Raw genomic sequence first — 21,799 nt, 5'->3', positions numbered from 1 at the left:
AACTCAGACTCTTGCCGAGACTTCTTCTGGCGTCAGCGCACGGGCCTGGTCTGCCCACATGATGGGAATATCGTCCCGAATCTGGAACGCCAGTCTGTCTCCATAGCAAATCAATTCCTGGCTGGCTTTGTGGTAGACCAACGGTCCCTTGCACAAAGGACAAACCAATACATCAAGCAGACGTGCGTCCATGCTTTTTCTCCGAAATCATTTGTATCAGCGATGCGGCAAAGCCGGCATCCAGTTCTGCTTCCACCGGCACGACCCAGATACGGGTATCGTCCAGCAAAGCCGCAATTTGCCTACATTTTACTGCATCCTTTTCCGTGATCAGGATGCATTCTGCATCTACCCGGCTAAAACTCTGCGCGTCATAGGCATGATGGTCAGGAAAAGCCAGCCCCTGGCACACCAGCCCCTGGCCCGCCAGCATATCAAAAAACCGCTGCGGATTGCCTATGCCGGCAGCGGCCAGCAGATGTTTACCACGAAAATCTCCCAGTGGTTTTTGCTGCTGCCTGTCATTCAAGCGATAGGCAGCCCCGACCTGCAAGTGCATGCGCACCGCATCTGCCGGTACGCCAGGTGCTGACAGGCTACTGCCAGCAGGCAAATTACATACCGTAAAATCACGGCTGCGCTGCACCGGTTCCCGCAAGGGGCCGGCAGGCAGCAGCCAGCCATTGCCGACACCACGCTGATCAAACAAAATGATTTCGACATCGCGTGCCAGCGCATAGTGCTGCAAGCCGTCATCAGCCACGATCACATCCACTTGCGGATGGGCTGCCAGCAAAGCCTGACCTGCCATCACCCGATTGCGCCCTACTGCCACCGGACACTGGGCACGTTCAGCAATCAGCAAGGGTTCATCCCCCACCACTTGTGCAATTGAATGCGGGCCGACCAGGTTAACGCTATCCGCGTCAGCGCCATAGCCGCGTGAAATCACACCGGGATTCCAGCCCGCCTTGCGCAATTCCTGCACCAGCCAGATCACCAGCGGTGTCTTGCCGGTACCGCCAACGAAGATATTGCCGGCCACCACCACCGGCACTGCCAGTCGGGTCTGCGGCTTGTAGCCCATGACAAACAGGCCAAAGCGAAACATCACCAGCAAGTGGAACAGTTTTGATAGTGGCCACAACAGGCAGGCCAGCACGCCACGCTTTTGCCAGGCTTTCAACAACAGGCTTTCCATGCGGGTTCCCATGCCATGTTCAAAAAAAGAAACCGGGGAGCGATACACACTCCCCGGCTACCTGACTATACGGTTATCAACAATACAGACGGTGTCCTTACTTGGACCTGGCCGATGCCTGCGCTGCAAAGGTGACCTTGGACATCCCTGCCAGCCGCGCTGCTTCCAGCACATCAATCACCGACTGGTGCGTGGCCGCACGATCAGCATTGATGATGATGACCGGATCAGGTTGGTTGCCGGTTGCCGCCGGGTCGAGTGCCGCTGCGGCTTTTTTCAAATCTTCTGCCAGGGTCAGGGTGTCGAGGAAAGACACTGCCTGGTTATTGATTTTGTAGCGCCCCTGCGCATCAATACCGATATCGATCTGGTTAGGCTTATCCTGCGCCTTTTCGGCATCTGCCGTCGGCAAGGTGATCTGCAATTCGGTAAAACGGCTGTAGGTCGTGGTCACCATCAGGAAAATCAGAATGACCAGCAAGACGTCAATAAACGGGATCAGGTTGATTTCCGGCTCTTCCCTACCCCTTCCTTTACGAAAATTCATGACTACTTCCTGGCGCTGTGAACAACGTCAACAAACTTGATGGCCTGCTGTTCCATGTCCACCACGATACTGTCCACCAGGGCACGGAAATGACGCCAGAACACCATCGCAGGCATCGCAATCATCAAGCCAAAGCCGGTATTGTACAAAGCCACGGAAATACCGTGCGCCAGTTGCGCCGGGTTGGCACCAGATGCATTTTGTGAACCGAAAATTTCTATCATACCGACAACGGTACCAAACAGGCCCATCAAGGGGGCGAGTGAAGCGATCGTACCCAGGGTCGTCAGGAAACGTTCGAGGTCATGCGCAACGGCACTGCCGGCTTCTTCTATCGACTCTTTCATGACATCGCGTGGTGCATTGACATTGCGCAAACCCGCAGCCAGCACCTTGCCCAGCGGTGAATTGCCCGCCAGTTGTTGTATCACTTCGGGTTTGACCTTGCCGGCCTGGTACACGCGGATAACTTCAGCCAGCAGTGTCGGTGGCAAGATACGACTACGACGCAAAGACAGACTGCGTTCGATGATTAATGTCAGCGCAATAACTGAGGCAATCAGCAACAAATAAATTGGCCAGCCTGCGGCTTGAATGATGGCGAACAAATTAACTCCTTGAAGGTTCCTAAATCCAAGCCCGCAATGTAGCGCGTTGTCTGCCTGCGGGCAAGAGCAGGCAGCAAAAAACTCTACACAAAATTTATCACCTCCCACAACTGTTTTGCACAAAATCTGTGTGCAAGCTTGTGGATAAGTCTGTGCAATCTGACTAAACCCATGATTTGTATGGATTTTTCATCACTGCCAAAGAATTAGGCACAGCCAATCTGTGGATAAATTGGTATTTTCAAGCCAGTTTCCGGGCGTGGTTCTGCACATAATTTGTGGACAAGTTTGTGCAAAAGCCGGGTACAGATTGCCAAGCCCATGATTTCAAAGAAGATTATCGCCATGCCAATAATTTAGGCATGGCGCTTATTTGGCGCTTTTCTGCACAAGTTTTCAGCAGTTCAAAAATCCCTGGGGAAAACCCGTTTGTTTTACACAAAAATTGTGGACAAGATTGTGCATTACCCGGGGGGAAAGAGTTAAGTCCATGATTTATATACAGGAATACCCCCTGCCAGAAAAACAGGCAAATCACTCATTATCAGCTTTTCAACCGTGTTTTAATCCATAGACCATGTAAAAGTGTGTAAAACAACAAGAGCGAAACAGTGCTCTGGGGAAAAACCCCATGTTTTGCACAATTTATGTGGACAAGATTGTGTAAAAGCCTCGGAGATGTGATCAAGTCATTGATTTATAATCATAAAATTGCCACGCCTAAAAAAGTGGCACGAGGCATAAACAGTGGAAAACAATTATTTAATTGTCTTTTTCAACATTTTTCATGAACACAAAGCTGCTTTCTGCACAAAATATGTGGACAAGTTTGTGTAAAAGCATAGGAAAACATGGCAAGTCATTGATTTTATTCAACATTACTTCAGTGCCCGTATTTTGAGCAAAGGCAGGACTGGCCTCTGGCAAAAAGTTTTCAACAGCTTAATCACAATTTCTGTGGATAAGATTGTGTACAAGCTTGGCAAATCAAGCCAAGGTCTTTGATTTGAAAGAGAATTTTCATATTGCCTTTTTCTTTTGCAGATTGATTCATATTAAAAATCAATGACTTAGAAGCTAAACTTTCATTTGTTTTGACATTGCAGAGGCAAAATGACATGCTGATGACCAATCCACGCTTCTGTGGACAGAATTTACGCCGCCAAGCTTTATGAACACTGATTCTCGTTTTGCAAACCCAGTAAACACGCCGTCCGTGATGACAGTTTCGGCGCTGAACCAAGCTGTGGCGCAGCTTTTGGAACGCAACCTGCCGCTGACGTGGGTTTCCGGCGAAATATCCAACTTTACCCGCGCCGCTTCTGGACATTGGTATTTCACGCTAAAAGACAATGCGGCCCAGGTCCGGGCCGTCATGTTTCGTGGCCGTGCCCAATATGCCGACTTCCAGCCCAAAGAAGGCGACAAGGTGGAAGTACGCGCCCTGGTTACCCTATATGCACCGCGTGGCGATTACCAGCTCAGCGTGGAAGCCATACGCCGTGCCGGTGTCGGCAATCTGTATGAAGCCTTCTTGCGCCTGAAGGCGCAACTGACACAGGAAGGCCTGTTTGACGTTGACCGCAAACGCCCCCTGCCCACATTTGTCCGGACCATAGGCATAGTCACCAGTCCGCAGGCAGCTGCCTTGCGTGACGTACTGACCACCTTGCAGCGGCGCGCACCGCATGTGCATGTGATCCTGTATCCGACCCCGGTGCAGGGTGACGGTGCCGGTTCCAAAATTGCGCAGGCAATCGCCTCTGCGGCTGCCCGGGAAGAATGCGATGTGCTGCTGGTCTGCCGTGGTGGAGGCAGCATGGAAGACCTGTGGGCTTTCAATGAAGAAGTCGTCGCCCGCACCATCGTCAACTGCCCGATGCCTGTCATTGCCGGCATCGGCCATGAAACCGACTTTACCATCGCCGATTTTGCCGCCGACGTCCGCGCTGCCACCCCCACGGCAGCAGCAGAACTGGCAGCCACGCCCAGAAGTGAATGGATGCAGTTATTACAGCGCCACGCACAGTTACTCAATCGCAGCATGCACCGTCGCCTGGATCACCATGCCCAGACCCTGGACTGGCAAAGCCGCCGTCTGCTCAGCCCCAAAGCCGCGATTGCCGCCCGCCGCCTGCAAGTCAAGCAACTGGCACGTTCCCTCAGCTACACCGCCAGCACCAGCCTGAACCAGGCCAGGCATGAACTGGCACAACTGCGGCAAGCATGGCAGGCACAGCGCCCCGGCGTCGCCACCCCCAGGCTGATACTGGCCGAATGGCAAAGACGCCTGCAAAACGCTGCCAAACGCAGCCAGGATGCCCATCGCCAGCAATTGCAGACCCTGCAAGCCCAACTGGAAATGCTGAGCCCCCAGCGCACGCTGGAACGCGGCTATGCCATACTCAGTGATCATAAAGGCAAGGTTTTGCGCAACACCGCTGAACTGAAACCGCAAACCCTGCTACAGGTAAGACTGGCAGAGGGCACAGCAGATATAGGTATCAGCAGCGTGCAAGCCAGTCTCGACTGAAGGTGGGCTGACGAAAAAATGCTCCAGCTATATTGGAACTCACCGGATTGATCGTTTTGCCAAACGGCAGAGCACTTTGTATCAGTCTGCGTGCAAGCTTTTGTACAAAAGCTTACAATGCTGGTCTGGCTTTTCCGGATTGCCGGAAATGGATAGACTCACGATAAAAGGACGCGATATGGAACATACCTTACCGGCACTGCCCTATGCACTGGACGCTCTGGCGCCACATATTTCCAAAGAAACGCTGGAATACCACTATGGCAAGCATCACCAGACCTATGTGACCAATCTGAACAACCTGATCAAGGGTACAGAATTTGAAAACTCTACACTGGAAGAAATCGTCAAGAAATCTTCTGGCGGCGTGTTCAATAACTCAGCCCAGATCTGGAACCACACTTTCTACTGGAATGGCCTGAAACCTAACGGCGGTGGCGCACCTAGCGGCAAACTGGCAGATGCCATCAATGCCAAATGGGGCTCTTTCGATGCATTCAAAGAAGCGTTCACCAAATCCTGCGTAGGCAACTTCGGTTCTTCCTGGACATGGCTGGTCAAAAAAGCCGACGGCACACTGGATATCGTCAACACATCCAATGCAGCCACGCCACTGACAACAGCCGACACACCGCTGCTGACTTGCGATCTGTGGGAACACGCTTACTACATCGACTACCGCAATGCACGTCCAAAATACCTGGAAGCATTCTGGGCACTGATCAACTGGGAATTTGCGACAGCAAACCTGGGCTGAGCCAACTTGTCATGATGCCAGTCGCTTCATGACAGATGAAAAAAAACCTGCGCTTGCACAAGCACCGCAGGTTTTTTTTCACCCATCGTTTCAAGTGTCTGTGCGAAGATCATGCCTCTTCATGCGTTGACAGATCTACATTCTGGACAACTTTTCGCCCCACTACTTAAGCACATGCACACCAACGCCTCACCTTTATTACGTTTCCTTCCCGCCATTTTTATTTTCATCTGGGCATCCGGTTACGTAGTCGCCAAATTTGGCCTGCCCTATGCCGAGCCGCTGACGTTTTTATGTCTGCGCTATCTGGGTGTGATCATCTTCATGCTGGTGCTGGCGCTGGCCATGCGTGCGCCGTGGCCAGAACGCCGTGCCTGGCTGCCGATTGCGATTGCCGGCGTCATGATGCAGGCCATGTATCTGGGTGGTATCTGGTGCGCCGTCAAGCTCGGTATGCCAGCAGGTGTGGCAGCGTTGATCGCCAATACCCAACCCATTTTCACAGCCTTGCTGGGCCCCATCATCGGTGAGCGTATCTACGGCAAACAATGGGCTGGATTGGCACTGGGTATTTGTGGCGTGGCACTGGTGGTGGCCAACAAGATTTCTGTCATCGGTTTATCCGGCAGCAGCGTGGCACTGGCCATCATGGCGCTGACTGCCATGACCATAGGCACCCTGTACCAGAAAAAAACCTGCCCCAGCTTTGATGTCAGGACTGGCCAGGTCATACAGTTTGCTGCTTCCCTCATCGTCACCCTGCCATTTGCACTGATGCTGGAAACCCAGACCATCATCTGGACACCGCAGTTTTTTGCCGCCATGGCCTGGTCGGTATTTGTCTTGTCCGGCGTTGGCATCTCGGTGCTGTTCATCATGATACGGCATGGTGAAGCAACCAAGGTCACCAGCTATATGTACCTGGTACCGGCAGTCACTGCCGCCATGGCCTGGCTGATGTTTGGTGAAAAACTGACGATGACGGCCATACTGGGCATGGTGGTCGCCCTGGCTGGCGTGGCGCTGGTGGTCAGGCCTGCAAGATAAAATCTTTTGAAGATAGAAGTGCAGGCCCCGCACTTCTATAATTGACTTCTTGAATATGTATTTCAGCTCATCCCACGTCTCTGGCGCAGGTAAATTGCCATGCATATCATGCCTGCGCCAAGAACTACGCCATACCAGAGTTCTGACTTGTAAAGCAACTCCCATGAGGGACTGATCATATCATTTGGCCAGCCAGCAAAAGAATGTATGAAGTTTACTCTCTCGTCACTCACTTTTTCATAGGCAAACCAGGAAGCGGGAAAGATGCTTAGCAGACCACGTCCGAGCAGATTGAACTGTAGCCAGCGCACATTCAAATCCATGCCTAAATTATTTTTCATGATACTAGACAACAGAACGGTCACCACTGGTATCCCTATCGCCCATAATGCAGGTTTCACCCTGGCCCAAGATGAGATCAACATTAACCAGCCTACACCTGGCAAGGCCCACAATACATAAATCGGTAGCAGTGCCAGGGTATTTAAAGGCAACAAATATGTTCTTGAATCGGTCACTAAAGCAGTAAAAACATCTGTATGTAATCCGCCGAATTTCAACTTCACGACCAGGATAATGACAATCAATACCGACGCCAACAAGGCATACAAAAACGAAGCCAGAGGTAGCACCAACAAAGCAAAGATCAATTTGGATGCGACGGTACTGGTAGCAGAAATGGGCATGGATTGCCAAAACAAAATACTTTTGTCATGCCTGTCGTTATAGAGCGAACTTAGACAATAAGCGCCAATTAACAGCGGTAGCACAAAACCAAAAAAGGTCGCAGATATAAAAAAAGTCTGAGTCAGAATGGTCAACATATACCGGAATTCCGCGCTATCCATATCTGCAGGAACCACAAGTTTTCCATAAGCCCGAAAATTACTAAAATTTGAAAACGTAAAAATCAGAACTATAAGCAGTGCCAGAATTGCATTCACCCACACGAGCATGGTTTTATTTTCCCAATACTCACGGCGTAGTAACCAATAAACTTTCTTAATCATTGCGCTCCCCTCATCATGGCCACATAAATATCGGCGATTCCAGGTTGTCGCAAATCACCAAGTTTACACAAAACGTCTTTTCCAATACCGTCAAATAACATAATGGATCTACCAAATACTGAACGTTGATCAACGGGGCTAAGAGACTTTGCTTGCTCCAAAGACTCAGGATTCAAACTGACCTCGACAAACCGCGCACCCAATTGCTCCATGCTGGTATCAAGCACGATTTTTCCTTCATTGATAAAGATCACGTCACTGAGGATATGTTCCACCTCTTCCACCTGATGAGTGGTGATGATGATGCTCTTGTTTTCATCAAAATAATCTTCCAGCAGGTTTCGATAAAACTGCTTGCGGTAGACCACATCCAGGCCCAGGGTCGGTTCATCCAGCACCAGCAATTTGGCGTCGATGGCCATGATCAGGGCCAGATGCAGTTGCGCCACCATGCCCTTGGACATGGCCTTGACCTTCATGTCCGGTTTCAGTTTGGTATTGGCGATATACTGCTCGGCTTTGACACGGTTGAACCTGGGGTGTACGCCTTCGACAAAAGCAATCGCGTCTTTGACCTTGAGCCAGCGCGGCAAAATGGCGACATCGGCGATGAAGCAGACATCATTCATCAGCGCATCACGTTGGGTGCGCGGGTCCAGACCCAGTACCTGCATGTCGCCATCAAAATCACCCAAACCCAGTATCGCATTGAGGGTGGTGGTCTTGCCCGAGCCATTCGGCCCTATCAGGCCGACGATGCGACCTGGCGCGATCTCGAAGTTCAGGCCATCAAGCACAGGCTTCTTGCCATAGTGCTTGCTAATGCCACGGGCTGAAATGACGCTATTTACTGTGCTATTTACTGTGCTGTTCTCAGAGCTATTCACTGAACTGGTCATTTTGTGCCCCCCTTATCCTGCAAGCCCGGCAATTGCTGTACATCCAGCCCCAGTCTGCGTATGCGTTCCAGCATGGCTGGCCATTCTTCGTCAATGAAACGCTGGCGTTCATTCGCCAGTAATTTATCGAGCGCTGTTGCTGTCATATACATGCCCACTCCTCTTCGTTTTTCGACCAATTCTTCATCTACCAATTCCTGATATGCCTTCAAGACGGTAATCGGATTGAGCTGATACTCTGCCGCTACCTGTCTTACCGAGGGCAAGGCATCCCCCGGCCTCAACAAGCCATCCAGCATCATGCCCAGCACACGCTGTTTCAATTGCCGATAAATCGGCGTCTGGTCATTCCAGTTAACACTCATGCTTACACCTTCCTTTATGTACCAAGTGAGGCAACACAAATCCTGCTTATTCCATGCCTTACCGGCTGTTGATTAGTGTTGTAGTCAACTATAACACCAACTCAATCGTTATGTACAAGTTTTTTTGTGGGCTTATGACAAGACTGGTCTGGCGTGGCAAACTTGCTCATTTTCCTACCATCTTTGATACGGACATTCACCATGCGTCACCTGAAGTCATTGCTCTGCCTGTGGACACTATTGGCAGTAACTGCAACCGCCTATGCCGATTGCCAGCCAAACTCACCTATGCACAATGAGTTGAAAGCCCTGAAAGCGGATGGCTGGAAACTGGCCGACGACGACAAACGCCAGCAACTGGCGCTGTCGGCAGCAGATTGTCTGGGTGTGAGCAACCCGGAACTGCGCGATGAACTGGCCTTTGATGCGCTGTCAGCCTGGATGCGTGCCGAGAAGCTGACAGTGACTACCCTGACAGCTTTGCGCATCAGGATGCTGAATGCCGTGCAGGCACCCGCCGCAGAAGAAACCAGTTTCCTGCGTCCGTTTGCCATCCTGACACTGGCTGAACTGGTGCGCGTGGACAGACGCAAACCCTATCTGACAGCCGAAGAACGCATAGATATTGTCAATGCCGGTAGCCATTACCTGACTCACCTGCGCGACTATCGTGGCTTTGATGAAAAAAACGGCTGGCGTCATGGCATTGCCCATAGCGCCGACCTGATGCTGCAACTGGCGATGAATCCGGTGATAGAAAAACCGCAGCATGAAACCATGCTGGCGGCGATTGCCTCGCAAGTTGCGCCATCCACGCATTTTTACCAATATGGTGAAGGCGTGCGCTTGATGACGGCGGTGTTTTTCCTGGCAAAGACACCCAGCTTTGGCGTGCGTGACTGGAATGTATGGTTCAATAAACTGATGGAAAACAGCATACAGGCTGGCCCCAATACCCAATATACACAGGCAAGGCTGGCACAAAGACATAATGTCAGCGCCTTTTTGCTGCCCCTGTATTTTTCTGTCAGGGAAAACACTGATCCGGCATTGAAAGAAAATTTCTTGCCGGCCTTGCGGGAAGCGCTGCGCAAAGTAAATTAAAACGCCCTTCCGTTCATACCAGGGCCCATTCAGCAGCAGCGCGTGCATGAATGGCCGTGGTATCAAACAAGGGCACACCGGCATCTTCCTGACTAACCAGCAGACAGATCTCGGTGCAGCCGAGGATGATGGCTTCGGCACCATTTTCTATCAGCCCCGCCATGATACGACGGTAGTGTTGACGCGATGCCGCATTGATTTTACCCAAGCACAGTTCTTCATAAATAATCTGATGCACGATGTCACGGTCGGCCAGTGCAGGCACCAGCACTGCCAGGCCGTGCTGACTATGCAGACGTTCACGATAAAAATCCTGCTCCATGGTAAAGCGCGTGCCCAGCAAGCCCACCTTGCCAAAGCCTGCCTTCTTGATGGCATGTGCAGTCGGGTCAGCAATATGAAATAGCGGGATCGTCCCCGCTGACTCGATACTGGCTGTCAGTTTGTGCATGGTATTGGTACACAGCACCAGAAAATCTGCGCCCGCCAGTTCCAGTGAACGAGCGACCTGCGCCAGGATGACAGCAGCCGCATCCCAGTCACCCGCCGTTTGCAGTTTTTCTATCTCGTGAAAATCCACGCTGTACAGAATGATCTTGGCCGAATGCAGACCACCCAGTTTCTCTTTGACAGTTTCATTGATCAGGCGGTAATAAGGAATGGTGGATTCCCAGCTCATGCCACCGATCAGGCCTATGGTTTTCATTACAACTCCTGTAGTTTGATTCAGCCCCTATAATAGACAGAGCATTTTTTCTATGCTATCAGGAAATTTCAGCCAGAAGCTTTTACCAGGAATTTACTCAGGAATAGCAATTTGTCCATAGCTGATATCGCAATGGATTGCGGTTTTGCTCATCAATCCCATCTCGGCAATCATCTCAAATCCAGCCTGGGTGTAAGCCCCAGCAATACCGCAAATCAGCGCTGATGTACGCAAAAAACTGAACCGATCCGCGTTCAGACAAAGCAAAAGCAAATTTTCTACCGATTTTTATCAAAAACATTTTCGCGAGGAACTGTTTCCACAGGCATTTGTCTATAGAAAATGCGTTAATTCCTGCTATCGAGTAATAAAATCGGCGAGTACGCATCACACTTATATCCACCCCATACCTGCTAATTAAACTAAAACCAAGGTTTTCACTATGTCCCCGAAAATTCTCACCGTCAGTATCGCGCTTGCTTTTAGCACTGCGGCCAGCCTGCTGTTGCCACAAGAAACAGCGCAAGCTGCACCTGCCATCGCCAATGTCAACAATGTTGCCAAGATCAAGCCAGCCGATCTGACACTGGAACAGGTCTATCGCGCTAAAGGCTATGCAGGCCAGGCCGCACGCAATATGCTGTTCAGCAAGGATGGCCGTTACCTGGCCTACACCTGGAACCCTTTCGGTGAAAATGGTTTTGATTTATACGTGCATGACACCCAGACCGGCGAAACCAAACGCATTACCTCACCCGCCCTGATGAAAACCTACGATGCGCCCGAAGACTGGGAACGCTTCGATAAAAAAGCGGCGCAAAAAGAAAAAGAAGAAGCCGAACGCCAGGCCAAGGCCGAAGCCCAGGCCGCCTATCTGCGTGGTGAAAAAGTGAACCTGATGCAGTGGGAAGAAGTGGCACTGGAAGAAGTCAAACATGAACTGGCTGAGAAAAAAGCCAGGGACGCCGCAAAAAAAGCCGAAACGGATGCCGAAGCAGCCAAGGAAAAAGCCGCCGCCGCTGCCGCCAAAACTGGTACCGCCAGCGTAGCCAAAGCCGACGGTGACAAGAAAGATGAAAAGAAGGAAGTCAAAGACGACAACAAAGTCAAGGAAGTCTGGGAACTGCGTGACGAACTGAAAAAGAAACTGGAAAAAGAAAAACTCAAACCCACCGATCTTTACCCAGGTGTCGATGCCCTGGTCTGGGCGAATAAAAAGAATGAACTGATCTTCCAGTACCGTGGCGACCTGTTCCGCCTGAACATGGCAGATGCAAAAATCGAACGCCTGACCCAGACCGACAAGCCAGAACGCATCATCGCCTACCAGGCAGATGACAATGGCTATATCTACATGGATGAAAAACGCCTGTACAGCGCCAGCTTTGACAACAGCGCTATCCGTCAATTGAACCGTGAACTGATACACCCTGACGATGCCGACAAAAAATACCGCATCGTCAATACCGTGCTGAGTGAAGACAAGCAATGGATGGCCATCTCTGCCGAGGCACCAGATGCCAAGCCAGAAAACGGCAAGCCAGTACCACCGGCCGAACGCCAGGTCGAAATCATGAACTATAGCGAACGCTTCGCCACTGCAAAAAAAGTGCCACGCGAAGTGTCGGATGACAAACGCAAGATACTAGCCACGGCCCTGTACATACGCCGCGTTGGCGATGCCTCTGCGCGCCAGCCACAACCGGTCTTCACCAATGACGGTGGTGATGTCTGGTTTGAAATGAGCGCGGTTAATTGGGCCAAGGATGGCAGTCGCTACACCTTCTCTACCTGGGAACGTGAAAAAGACTTGCTGCGCATCTACGTTGGCAAAGCAGAAGAAGGCGTCAAGCCACAAATGGTACTGGAAAGACGCGGCAATGTCGGTCACGAAGTCGTGAACGTGCTGGCACCCCGCTTTACGCCAGACAGCAAGCAACTGATTGCCGTGCTGGACGAGCAGGGCTATCGTCAGCCGTATGTGATTGATGTCAGCAATGGCAGCGCCAGGCCGGTACTGAAAGGTGATTTTGAAGCCCACAGCATCATCGGCTTCAGTGACGACAGCAAAGCCATGTTTGTACTCGCCAACAGGGATGATTTCGCTGCCATGAATGCCTATAAGGTAGACCTGGCAACGGGTGACATGAAGGCAGTGGGCCAGGCCGGTGATTTCCATCGCGCCAGCAGCGTCACCGACAGCGGCGACAAACTGGCCAGCATGGCCGGTCAATGGGCCAGCCGTCCTGAATTGAAACTTATCGATATCAGCAAAGCCAAATCCACCACGCTGACACAAAGCCATGACCCGCAATGGAATGCGGTAGACCTGCAACGTCCTGAACGCTTCAGCTTCACTAACCGCCATGGCGACAAGATCCAGGCGTATGTCTTCAAACCGGCCGGGTTGAGCTCTTCCGATCACCGCCCTGCCATCGTCTACACCTACGGCGGCCCGCTGAATGACAGACATACCGTCGAGACCGACAGCTTCCAGCAAACCGCCTATATGTTTGGCATGTATATGGCCGCCAAGCACGGTTATGTGACAGTGGCTGTGGACCCGCGCGGTCATTCCAATTATGGCCGCAAATTCAGCGATGCCAACTGGGAACAGGCGGGCAAACCACAGACAGAAGACCTGGAAGACCTGACCAAGTACATGCAAAAGAACCTGGGGGTCGATGGCAAACGCATAGGCCTGACCGGTTGGAGTTTTGGCGGCTTCCAGACCCAGTACGCGATGTATACCAGCCCTGACACCTTCGCCGCCGGTATCGCCGGTGCTGGTCCGACAGAATGGGAAAACTACAATAGCTGGTACAGTGGCCGCACCATAGGCAAGACCGAACGCAGCAAGCCCACCCTGCGCAAATACTCACTGCTGCCTTTGACAGCTGGCCTGAAAAAGCCGCTGATGCTGGTACACGGCATGCAAGATCCAAATGTACTGTATCAGGATACGGTCAACGTTTATCGCGCCCTGCTGGAAAACGGCAAGGAAACCCTGGTGGACCTGTTCCTTGATCCGGACGGTGAACATGGCCTGGGTGGCGCGGTCAAACCCAAGGCCTTGCACAAGAAATATGAAGCTTTCTTCCTGCAGCATTTGGGCAAGGCTAAATAAGTAAACATCAGGTAAAAATACAGGTAATAACGCAGATAAAGAAAGCGGCTGAGTGGTAACCACTCAGCCGCTTTTTTGTTATCTATCGCCGTGGTAATGTTTTGCAAAGATTACCGTAGATCATATCTGCCTGAATTCAGATAATACGATCTGCCCTCAACCCCTATCAACCCTTAGCTGACTGTTCAAACATGAAACCCTATCTGATACCAGGCATCATATTGCTGATGACAGTCGGCCTGCATGGCAACGCCCATGCGATGACCGAAAAGGAAGCTTACAATAATCTGATATTTTTTCAGGCAGCCGCCAATGAGGGGGAATTCTGTGAAAAAAAACTCAACATCCAGGCCCTGCCTGCGCTGAAAAAATGGCAGCGCGAGAATGCCAGCGTGCTCAATCGATCCATCAATGCCATCGAGTATCATCTGATGACCGACAAAGGCTTGTCAAAACCGGAAGTCAAACTGGCCATGGTTGAGGTATGGAAAAAAATGGATGACATAGACCAACGCAGGCTGGCAGACAGGCGCACGCATACAACCTGTAGGCAATTTGCGCAATCGCTGAAGTTTTATGAATCCAGACTCACGCAATAAGCTTCCAGACTTGAAGTATCTGCATCAGTTATCGGCAATTCCCCATGAAAATTACCGTAGACTATATACGGCGGCATACTGATAATGACAACACCGCTTAATTCCAAGCAAGCACCATCTCAGGAGTACCTCATGAAAAGTAGCGCCCGCCAATACCTGTATTCTGTTTTCAGGCAAGTAGCACAGGAATTTCGTCAGATTGGACAAAAAGTCGGCGAACGCCTGTTGCGTACGCCTTTGCCAAAAGTGCTGATGATCTGTGTAGGCATCGCCCTGCTGATCGCCATCATCCCTCTGGTCATTACGCTGTTTATCGTCTTCGTGTTATTGAAACTCTTGCTGGCCGTGGTGCTCATGAGCATGGGCCAGAGTCCAGCCAGGGCCAAACCGAAGAGCAAACCTGTTCAGACCATTTATGTTGAACAACATACGGACAGGCAATAAGCTAAAGAGATGATCAGGTCTTGTTTTCCGCTTTGTTTACGGCTTTGATTACGGCTTTGATTTTACCAGTCTCAGCCTTCGCGCCTTTCTTGCTTTCCCGCTTGAGCGGCGCGCCCACAGGGCAGATGGAAAAGGCAAACTGCGTCAAGGTATTGACCAGACTATCGCCATTTAATTTATACATCACAAACTGTCCCTGACGTTCACCAGTGATCAGCCCGGCATTTTCCAGTACTGACAAATGACGGGAAATTGCCGGCGCACTCATTTTAAAGCGCGCAGCAATATCCCCTGCAGTCAATTCCTGCTCCGACAAATAAGCAAGAATCTGCCTGCGCGGTGACGATGCCAAAGCTTCAAAAATCTTATCAGAAGACATTATTCATTTTCAAAAGACCGTAGCCGCGCAATGCGCGGCATAGGGTTTTATTTCAAATATTCAGCTTAACGAGCTGCAAGATATTAAGCAGGTGCAGAAATTTTTTCGGACCCCCGCATATCATTGACTCTCACCCAGCCTGTAACAGTTCGGCCAAACTTGGCAATCATGACCATGTTGAAAAAATGCATGGCACCCAGACAAAGTACCGACACGCCTATTTTACTACCAACATACGGGATCATTCCGCCAGGCGAGATTTCCCAGCCATCCAGACGAATTGCAATCAACCCAACATTGATCAGATAAAACCCAACAACCAGCAAGTGATTTGTAGATTTTGCCAGCACTTCATCCTGACCAAAACATTTTACCAAGAATACCTCACCGTTTTTTGACAATGTTCTTGCTACCCATATTGTCATGATGACGGAAACGATTAAATAGACCAGATAGCTAAGTTCCATGCTCATTTCATACTCCTTCAAGGTTTAACAACAATTCAGTAATTAACTAATATGTTAATAGCTTAATTAATTAATGTCAATATTAAATAACAGCAAGCGTTGACAAACATTGACAAGCCACATCGATGAGCACGATAACGGCAAACGCTGGTATTCATACCTGGAAAGTCTCGCATCGGATTTTCTTATGGCAAACTGAGGGGCAGTCTGGTCCAGCGTTTAACAGAACACTGGCAATTATTCCCGACAAGTCACCCGCTACAAATTGATGACAATTTGCAGACATTTCGGGCGGTATTTTTTTCTCAACAGCTTCTATGATGGTGTCAATTCATCATAAAAGCGGGAACAAAATGAAACCTCAATATCTACTTGGTCTGTGCACGATGGCGGGCATACTGGCGGCCTGCGGTGGTAGTGGCAGTGTCGGTACGGCAATCAGCACCCCTGGTGCCAGCCTGGCTTTGCGTGGTACAGCAGCAACCGGCATGGGCATTTCAGGTGCCACTGTCAGCGCCAAATGCCGCAGCGGTAACGGCACGGCCAAGACCGCTGCCGACGGCAGTTTTGATTTAACTGTCAGCACTGGCAACAGCACAGCGGCGGCCCTGCCTTGCGTACTGGAAGTCACCAACGCAGCCGACAGCAGAAAACTGCATGCTGTCAGCATTAATGGTGGTGTCGTCAATCTCACGCCTTTGACCGAGATGTTGTCGACCAGATTGATGCGCACCAGTATGAACACAGTGTTCGCCAGCCCGGATGCGGATGCCATTGCCAGGGCGATCACCGTCAACAGCAGCAAGGCCGCGCAGACCGAGATCACGCAGTCCCTGATCATGATGACGGACACCAGCAAGATCGACGATTTCATCACTACGCCACTTAAGGCCGCCGTACCTGGCAGCGCGGGCACTGGCGACGCGCACGACAAGGCCTTGGATAACCTGAAGCTGAACATGGATGGAAAATTGTTTGACCCCTTCCTGCTGATGCTGACCAAGGCCGCTACCAGCAAAGATATTGTCGTCCTGGGCCAGCCTGGTTGCTTGCTGAGCGACCTGAATGGCCTGCCCCTGTCATGCAGCACACCTGGTGTCTGGACCAGTGCACCGAAGATCAATATCACCCCCGGCGCGGTCTTGCTGGCCCCTGGCGGCAAACTGAATTTCAGCGCAGAAATGAATTACCCGCCGAATGTCAACTATGTGCGCCAACCCGTGAAATGGGTAGTACTGGAAACCGATGGTGGCAGCATCACCATCAATGGCGAATACACAGCACCCACCAAGGCTGGCACCTACCATGTGCAGGCACAAAGGGAAGATTACCCGACGGTCTCAGTGAATGCCACGGTGGTAGTAGACAACAGTTCGCCCGGCTTCGTACCGGTACTGAGTGTGCCCGGCCGCCTGATCACCATGATGCCAGGCAGCAGCACGACACTACAGGCAAACATTAATTACCCGCCGAATGTCACTTACCTCGCCAACATCAGGCAGCCTGTGACCTGGAGCGTGGTGGAACCCGATGGCGGCACTATCAGCCTGCTGGGCGTGTACACGTCACCACAAAAATCCGGGATATTCCATGTCGTGGTCAGAAGGGATGATTACCCTAACCTGTTCGTCACGCTGGATATCAATGTCACTTATCTGGACGACTGAACCGTCAATTAGCACAGGCTGAATACCGACATAGTTACCTTAAAACGTATTCAGCACGCATTTGTAAGCTATCTGGAACTCATTTCTTCCTCAGCTTTGAAATGAGTTCCAGTTAATCCTTGTTCACAATTTCTGCGACGGACTGATGGGTATAATCCTGCCTTATGCAATCTGAAAGACATTGTAATATTTACTATGTTTTGGCATGAGCACTGCTAGACTGATCATCATGGAATAGCAGGGTGACAAGGATTTTTATCGCATCTTGGTTTTGTCATAAGCCCTCAGAACCTGTTTGCGATCTTACTGCGCGAACGTGATCGGGGCTCATGCGCTGCTCAAAATGCTCATGGTCTTAAGTACATTCCGCTTTTTGCGCTGCGTTTTTGTTACCCTTACCCCGCTGACGCTCGCTCGCTACAGATCGTAAACACGTTCTAAGTAGAATTATTAAAAAAAGTTAAATTAAGAGTTGCTTTTGAGAATTTTATGTCTAAGATACAGATTGCAGATGATTCCACACAGCAATTTCTTAAAGACGCATAAGTAGGCTGTGGCTTGAACAGAATGTCGGGTGTTGCTGGCCTCAACCCCTACAAGCCCATTGAGGAATCACCGTATCCATATTGGGAGATATTCATGGACAAGCTGGAAATATTTAAAACCATCGCCGCCGAGGTTAACCGGGGTGACCTGGTCTTCCCGACCAGCGTCGATTCATCGCTGCGCCTGCAAAAGGCACTGGATGATCCTGACTGCCACGTCGATGCGGCAGCCAAAATGATCGCAGCCGACCCGCTGTTGTCGGCACGTACCGTGGCCCTGGCCAATTCCGTTGCGTATAACCGTTCTGGCAATGAAGTGACCAATGTACGCCTGGCCGTCAATCGCCTGGGTTTTCGTACATTGAAAGCCATGCTGGCATCGGTCATCGTGCGTCAGTTGAACAGCCAGGTCAAAGACCCGGCACTGAAGGCTAAAGCAGCGCAATTGTGGGAACATTCAGCCCATGTATCCTCGCTGGCGCAAGTGATTGCCAAGCAGGTGACCAAGGTTGATCCTGAAACCGCGATTTTTGCCGGCATCGTGCATGAGGTCGGTGGCTTTTACCTGATATCGCGCGCTGAAGAATTCCCTGGCCTGCTTGATGGTGAACCGGCTACCTGGATAGAATATGGCGAACGCCTGATCGGACGCGGCATCATGCGCCGGCTGAGCATACCCGAAAGTGTCATGCAGGCCGTCGAAGCCTTGTGGCATGGCGTCTGTTCTTTCCCACCTGAATCTTTGGGTGATACCCTGATCCTGGCGAATGACATAGCACCGGTACTGTCGCCCTTGCATAATAGCGAAGGCGACAAGATTGCCCGCTTTTCACGTCGCATCAACTTTGAATTTGAAGACGGCAACTTTCAGGATGTGATGTCTGATTCGGAAGAACAGATCGATTCGCTGACCGCAGCCCTGATGCTGTAAACAGCATCGGGTGTCACCCGGCATCGCACAATCCCAGGCGTCAGCAGCTATCAGCTTGCTGGCGCTTTTTCATTGGTGGCCTGCAGTAACTGGCCGCCCTTGCCTGTGTCGTTTGAAGCAAGATGCAGACCGGTTTAGCGCACTGCGAAAGTCACGCTGACGCGCAAACCGGATGCCAATCTTTCATCAGAAAAATCAAGCTGCACACCTGCACCGATACGTGTGGAAATGGCATGAACGATAGCCAGGCCGAGACCGGAGCCAAGCTGGTCATTCCCCAGCACGCGGTAAAAAGGATCAAATACCCGTTCCCTGTCCGCCACAGCAATACCGGGCCCGTTATCTTCAACCGTCAAGGTGATCGCAGCATCAGTGCTTGCTACCGACAAATCGACACGCCCTCCATTCGGGGTATAACGGATAGCGTTGTCCACAAGATTTCTGATGAGAATGATCAGATCAAGTTCGTTGACCATGATGTCGGCATCCTGATCACCAACCACGCCAATGTCGAGTTGTTTCGCATCGGCCAGCAGCATCACTTCTTCCAGAACACGTCGATAGATTTTTTGTACAGACACGCCGGTATCGGATGTACTGGTGGTAGTTTGCACACGCGCCAAAGTCAATAACTGCGCCAATAATGTTTTGCCTCGCTCAATACCCTGGCGCAATACCTGTAGACGCTCCCGCGCATTGACAGACATGTCAGTATTGGCCAACAGCTCAGCCTGCAGCGACAAGGCTGTCAATGGAGAACGCAGTTCGTGAGCGGCATCCGCAACGAAACGTCGCTGTGTCCCCATGAATTGTTCCACACGCGTTAGCAGGTGATTGATGGCGACGACAAACGGGCGGATTTCACGAGGCAGTGTCTCGCAAGAAATCGGATGCAGCGCCTGTTCATCACGCCTGTTTATTTCAACAGACAGGCTTGCCACGGGCTTAAAGATGCTGTGCACGATGTTGGCCACCATCAATAGCAGTATCGGCATCAATAGCAGGAAGGGCATCAAAGTACGCAATGCACTATTGTTAGCGATTTCATCCCTGACAGACATTTCTTGCGCGACAGCCAGGCGTTTTCCCATACTCAGCGTATGCACCAATACACGATAAGTTTCCTGACCGTTGTTGAAGGTCTGCATGCCATCTTGCAAGGTTCCAGGTAGTGGCAAAGGCGATTTGACGGTAATGGCTGCAATAGCACCACTGCGTGCTGCCACCGGCAGCAACTGCACAAAAACCCGGGAGTCCCCGTCAACACCGTCGTTCGCGTTTTTGCCTGCCTCTGTGTCTGTTACCTCAGCCCAATTCTGGTGTTCAGACAAGGCAGCAATCTGGCGTAACATATCGTCCTGAAGCTCATTAACCTCGTCGAGTGCAGAGAAAAAAGCAAATACCCCGGCGATCAGCGCCACGCCGCATATCGCCACTGCCAACCACACGGACAATCTGACCTGGATAGAATTTTCTATTCGTTTTTTGATACCATCCATCCAACACCTCTTACATTTTTGATCACTGCATTGCCGAGTTTCTTGCGCAGCCCATGAATCAGAAATTCGACTGCATTGCTCTCCACTTCCTCACCCCAACCATACACCCGGTCTTCGAGTTCCCTGCGGGATAAAATGGCACCTGGGCGTACCATCAGTGATTGCAAAACCGCGAATTCCCGGCTAGATAATTGGACTGCTGCGCCTTGTTGCACGCGTGCCTCGCGAGTCGCCTGATCAAGTGCAACGATGCCATTGCTCAATTCAGGATTGGCAACACCGCCCTTCCTTCTGATAGCAACCCGCATGCGTGCCAGTAATTCGCACATTTCGAATGGCTTGAGGATGTAGTCATCCGCACCACCATCAAGACCACGGATTCTGTCTTCCACACCGTCACGCGCTGTCACGATCAGCAGCGGTACCGGATTGTCCCGCATGCGGATGGAATGGAGTACGTCCAGCCCATCTTTGCCTGGCAAGCCCAGATCAAGCAGGACCAGGTCATAGTACTGGCACGATAACACCTGAATGGCAGACAAGCCGTTGCGCATCCAGTCCACTGCATAGGATTCCTCTTTCAGCGCTGAACACAAGGCGTTTCCTATCATCACATCGTCTTCGACCAATAACACGCGCATCTGTCCGCCTTAGGGTCTTTGCCACATTTAATCAGTGAGTCGGTACGGTGGTGATGAGTATCGTCATCACCACAACTGCGTGATGATGACGAAAAAGTGGAGGCCTGAGTGAGTGTCACGCCTGCCAAGTCTTCTGCTTTATGTCTTTACTCTCATCTTCTGTCGATCATACAAGAACTTTACTTCTTGTTTGCATCTCCTTTTTTGTCAGCTTCTTTTTCTTGCGCTTCCTGCTCCGGCGTTTCGTGTTTTTGCGAAATGACCTGGCCCGAAACCGCATCAATCATGATTTCTTCACTACCTTCAGCGGATTTAAGCTGCAAGTCGAAGGAATATACCAGGCAGTTTTCTTCAACCTCCAATTCCCTGCTCATTACTTTCTTCAAATCGGCTTTGCCAATCAGTTTAAGGGCCGTTGCCTGCGCATCAGCCATGCTCACTTTGGCCATTTTCTTCATTTCCTTGTTCGTCAGGGTACCGTTCACTTTAGCACTGCATTCCGCCTGAGCTGCACCGGCAACCAGCGAAAAAACAGCAATGAGGGCGAATGCAGTAATGCGGACAGTACGACCAAATACCTTGATTTCAGACATGCGTTTCTCCATTTGATAGCGTAAAAGATGTAAGACAAATTAATTGCAAGGATTTACGCCAGACCATTCCATTGAGTTTTGTGGAATAATTTTGCGTAAGTCCCAAGCCTATACAGAGAGAATTAGCGCA

At 50.9% G+C, this 21,799-nt stretch carries 24 protein-coding genes; 11 read left to right on the top strand and 13 right to left on the bottom strand.

From position 1 onward, the window contains the following. Positions 1-3: 3 nt before the first annotated feature. The 4 genes from ACO0K9_RS25310 to ACO0K9_RS25295 form a co-directional block, all read right to left on the bottom strand. On the bottom strand, positions 4-192 hold the full coding sequence (locus tag ACO0K9_RS25310; protein ID WP_422989670.1) for a Trm112 family protein: 189 nt from the start codon (positions 190-192) through the stop codon (positions 4-6). Further along, the gene (gene lpxK, locus ACO0K9_RS25305; protein ID WP_422989668.1) at positions 173-1,213 is read right to left on the bottom strand and encodes a tetraacyldisaccharide 4'-kinase; all 1,041 of its coding nucleotides are present in this window, start codon (positions 1,211-1,213) and stop codon (positions 173-175) included. Before lpxK ends, ACO0K9_RS25310 begins: the two co-directional genes overlap by 20 nt. An 85-nt stretch (positions 1,214-1,298) precedes the next feature. Then, positions 1,299-1,748 carry an ExbD/TolR family protein gene (locus ACO0K9_RS25300; RefSeq protein ID WP_422989666.1) on the bottom strand — a complete coding sequence of 150 codons (450 nt, stop codon included), beginning with the start codon at positions 1,746-1,748 and terminating at the stop codon, positions 1,299-1,301. 2 nt (positions 1,749-1,750) lie between these two features. Further along, positions 1,751-2,356 (bottom strand): MotA/TolQ/ExbB proton channel family protein, encoded by a 606-nt coding sequence (locus tag ACO0K9_RS25295; protein WP_422989664.1) that lies wholly within the window; start codon positions 2,354-2,356, stop codon positions 1,751-1,753. Positions 2,357-2,646: 290 nt separating this feature from the next. On the opposite strand from ACO0K9_RS25295, the gene ACO0K9_RS25290 reads away from it, so the two are divergent. From ACO0K9_RS25290 to ACO0K9_RS25275, 4 genes are all read left to right on the top strand, one after another. After that, entirely contained in the window at positions 2,647-2,850 is a 204-nt protein-coding gene (locus tag ACO0K9_RS25290; protein WP_422989662.1) for a hypothetical protein, read from the top strand. A gap of 677 nt (positions 2,851-3,527) precedes the next feature. Then, positions 3,528-4,889 carry an exodeoxyribonuclease VII large subunit gene (gene xseA, locus ACO0K9_RS25285; RefSeq protein ID WP_422989660.1) on the top strand — a complete coding sequence of 454 codons (1,362 nt, stop codon included), beginning with the start codon at positions 3,528-3,530 and terminating at the stop codon, positions 4,887-4,889. A 178-nt stretch (positions 4,890-5,067) separates the two neighbouring features. After that, complete coding sequence (gene sodB, locus ACO0K9_RS25280; RefSeq protein ID WP_422989658.1) at positions 5,068-5,646, top strand: superoxide dismutase [Fe]; 579 nt, start codon at positions 5,068-5,070, stop codon at positions 5,644-5,646. A gap of 174 nt (positions 5,647-5,820) precedes the next feature. Continuing rightward, positions 5,821-6,693, top strand: a complete 873-nt coding sequence (locus ACO0K9_RS25275) for a DMT family transporter (protein WP_422989656.1) — start codon at positions 5,821-5,823, stop codon at positions 6,691-6,693. A gap of 62 nt (positions 6,694-6,755) precedes the next feature. Here ACO0K9_RS25275 and ACO0K9_RS25270 read toward each other — a convergent pair whose 3' ends face one another. From ACO0K9_RS25270 to ACO0K9_RS25260, 3 genes are read right to left on the bottom strand one after another with little or no spacing between them, the layout of a single operon-like run. After that, positions 6,756-7,703, bottom strand: a complete 948-nt coding sequence (locus ACO0K9_RS25270; RefSeq protein WP_422989654.1) for a hypothetical protein — start codon at positions 7,701-7,703, stop codon at positions 6,756-6,758. Beyond that, positions 7,700-8,602, bottom strand: a complete 903-nt coding sequence (locus ACO0K9_RS25265) for an ABC transporter ATP-binding protein (protein WP_422989652.1) — start codon at positions 8,600-8,602, stop codon at positions 7,700-7,702. Before ACO0K9_RS25265 ends, ACO0K9_RS25270 begins: the two co-directional genes overlap by 4 nt. Next, on the bottom strand, positions 8,599-8,967 hold the full coding sequence (locus ACO0K9_RS25260) for a GntR family transcriptional regulator (protein ID WP_422989650.1): 369 nt from the start codon (positions 8,965-8,967) through the stop codon (positions 8,599-8,601). The genes ACO0K9_RS25265 and ACO0K9_RS25260 overlap by 4 nt, the downstream gene beginning before the upstream one ends. Positions 8,968-9,168: 201 nt before the next feature. Here ACO0K9_RS25260 and ACO0K9_RS25255 point away from each other — a divergent pair, with 201 nt between their 5' ends. Beyond that, positions 9,169-10,071: a DUF2785 domain-containing protein gene (locus tag ACO0K9_RS25255; protein WP_422989648.1), complete on the top strand. Its 903-nt coding sequence runs from the start codon at positions 9,169-9,171 to the stop codon at positions 10,069-10,071. 13 nt (positions 10,072-10,084) lie between these two features. On the opposite strand, the gene ACO0K9_RS25250 is transcribed toward ACO0K9_RS25255, so the two are convergent. After that, positions 10,085-10,777, bottom strand: coding sequence for an aspartate/glutamate racemase family protein (locus ACO0K9_RS25250; RefSeq protein ID WP_422989646.1), 693 nt, complete (start codon positions 10,775-10,777; stop codon positions 10,085-10,087). Positions 10,778-10,834: 57 nt separating this feature from the next. On the opposite strand from ACO0K9_RS25250, the gene ACO0K9_RS25245 reads away from it, so the two are divergent. The 4 genes from ACO0K9_RS25245 (at position 10,835) to ACO0K9_RS25230 (ending at position 14,947) form a co-directional block, all read left to right on the top strand. Continuing rightward, positions 10,835-11,002 (top strand): helix-turn-helix domain-containing protein, encoded by a 168-nt coding sequence (locus ACO0K9_RS25245; RefSeq protein ID WP_422989728.1) that lies wholly within the window; start codon positions 10,835-10,837, stop codon positions 11,000-11,002. A 217-nt stretch (positions 11,003-11,219) separates the two neighbouring features. After that, positions 11,220-13,904: a prolyl oligopeptidase family serine peptidase gene (locus ACO0K9_RS25240; protein ID WP_422989644.1), complete on the top strand. Its 2,685-nt coding sequence runs from the start codon at positions 11,220-11,222 to the stop codon at positions 13,902-13,904. A gap of 191 nt (positions 13,905-14,095) precedes the next feature. Beyond that, a complete protein-coding gene (locus ACO0K9_RS25235) occupies positions 14,096-14,503 on the top strand; it encodes a hypothetical protein (RefSeq protein WP_422989642.1) in 408 nt (135 codons plus the stop codon). A gap of 132 nt (positions 14,504-14,635) precedes the next feature. Beyond that, positions 14,636-14,947, top strand: a complete 312-nt coding sequence (locus ACO0K9_RS25230) for a hypothetical protein (protein WP_422989640.1) — start codon at positions 14,636-14,638, stop codon at positions 14,945-14,947. A gap of 13 nt (positions 14,948-14,960) precedes the next feature. On the opposite strand, the gene ACO0K9_RS25225 is transcribed toward ACO0K9_RS25230, so the two are convergent. Next, positions 14,961-15,326, bottom strand: a complete 366-nt coding sequence (locus tag ACO0K9_RS25225; RefSeq protein ID WP_422989638.1) for a metalloregulator ArsR/SmtB family transcription factor — start codon at positions 15,324-15,326, stop codon at positions 14,961-14,963. Positions 15,327-15,409: 83 nt separating this feature from the next. After that, the gene (locus ACO0K9_RS25220) at positions 15,410-15,799 is read right to left on the bottom strand and encodes a hypothetical protein (protein ID WP_422989636.1); all 390 of its coding nucleotides are present in this window, start codon (positions 15,797-15,799) and stop codon (positions 15,410-15,412) included. Between the two features lie 347 nt (positions 15,800-16,146). Here ACO0K9_RS25220 and ACO0K9_RS25215 point away from each other — a divergent pair, with 347 nt between their 5' ends. Together ACO0K9_RS25215 and ACO0K9_RS25210 are read left to right on the top strand one after the other, a co-directional pair. After that, positions 16,147-17,460, top strand: coding sequence for a hypothetical protein (locus tag ACO0K9_RS25215; protein WP_422989634.1), 1,314 nt, complete (start codon positions 16,147-16,149; stop codon positions 17,458-17,460). 639 nt (positions 17,461-18,099) lie between these two features. Next, complete coding sequence (locus ACO0K9_RS25210) at positions 18,100-18,936, top strand: HDOD domain-containing protein (RefSeq protein WP_422989632.1); 837 nt, start codon at positions 18,100-18,102, stop codon at positions 18,934-18,936. A 134-nt stretch (positions 18,937-19,070) separates the two neighbouring features. On the opposite strand, the gene ACO0K9_RS25205 is transcribed toward ACO0K9_RS25210, so the two are convergent. From ACO0K9_RS25205 to ACO0K9_RS25195, 3 genes are all read right to left on the bottom strand, one after another. Further along, complete coding sequence (locus tag ACO0K9_RS25205) at positions 19,071-20,435, bottom strand: ATP-binding protein (RefSeq protein WP_422989630.1); 1,365 nt, start codon at positions 20,433-20,435, stop codon at positions 19,071-19,073. After that, complete coding sequence (locus ACO0K9_RS25200) at positions 20,411-21,076, bottom strand: response regulator (RefSeq protein ID WP_422989628.1); 666 nt, start codon at positions 21,074-21,076, stop codon at positions 20,411-20,413. The genes ACO0K9_RS25205 and ACO0K9_RS25200 overlap by 25 nt, the downstream gene beginning before the upstream one ends. A 179-nt stretch (positions 21,077-21,255) precedes the next feature. Next, a complete protein-coding gene (locus ACO0K9_RS25195; protein ID WP_422989626.1) occupies positions 21,256-21,669 on the bottom strand; it encodes a PepSY domain-containing protein in 414 nt (137 codons plus the stop codon). Positions 21,670-21,799: the final 130 nt, after the last annotated feature.

Origin of the sequence: Undibacterium sp. Ji50W, assembly GCF_049340445.1 — a bacterium.
Lineage (GTDB): Bacteria > Pseudomonadota > Gammaproteobacteria > Burkholderiales > Burkholderiaceae_D > Undibacterium.
The sequence above is the reverse complement of the archived record's forward strand: the minus strand, read 5'-3'. Positions and strand labels throughout refer to the sequence as shown.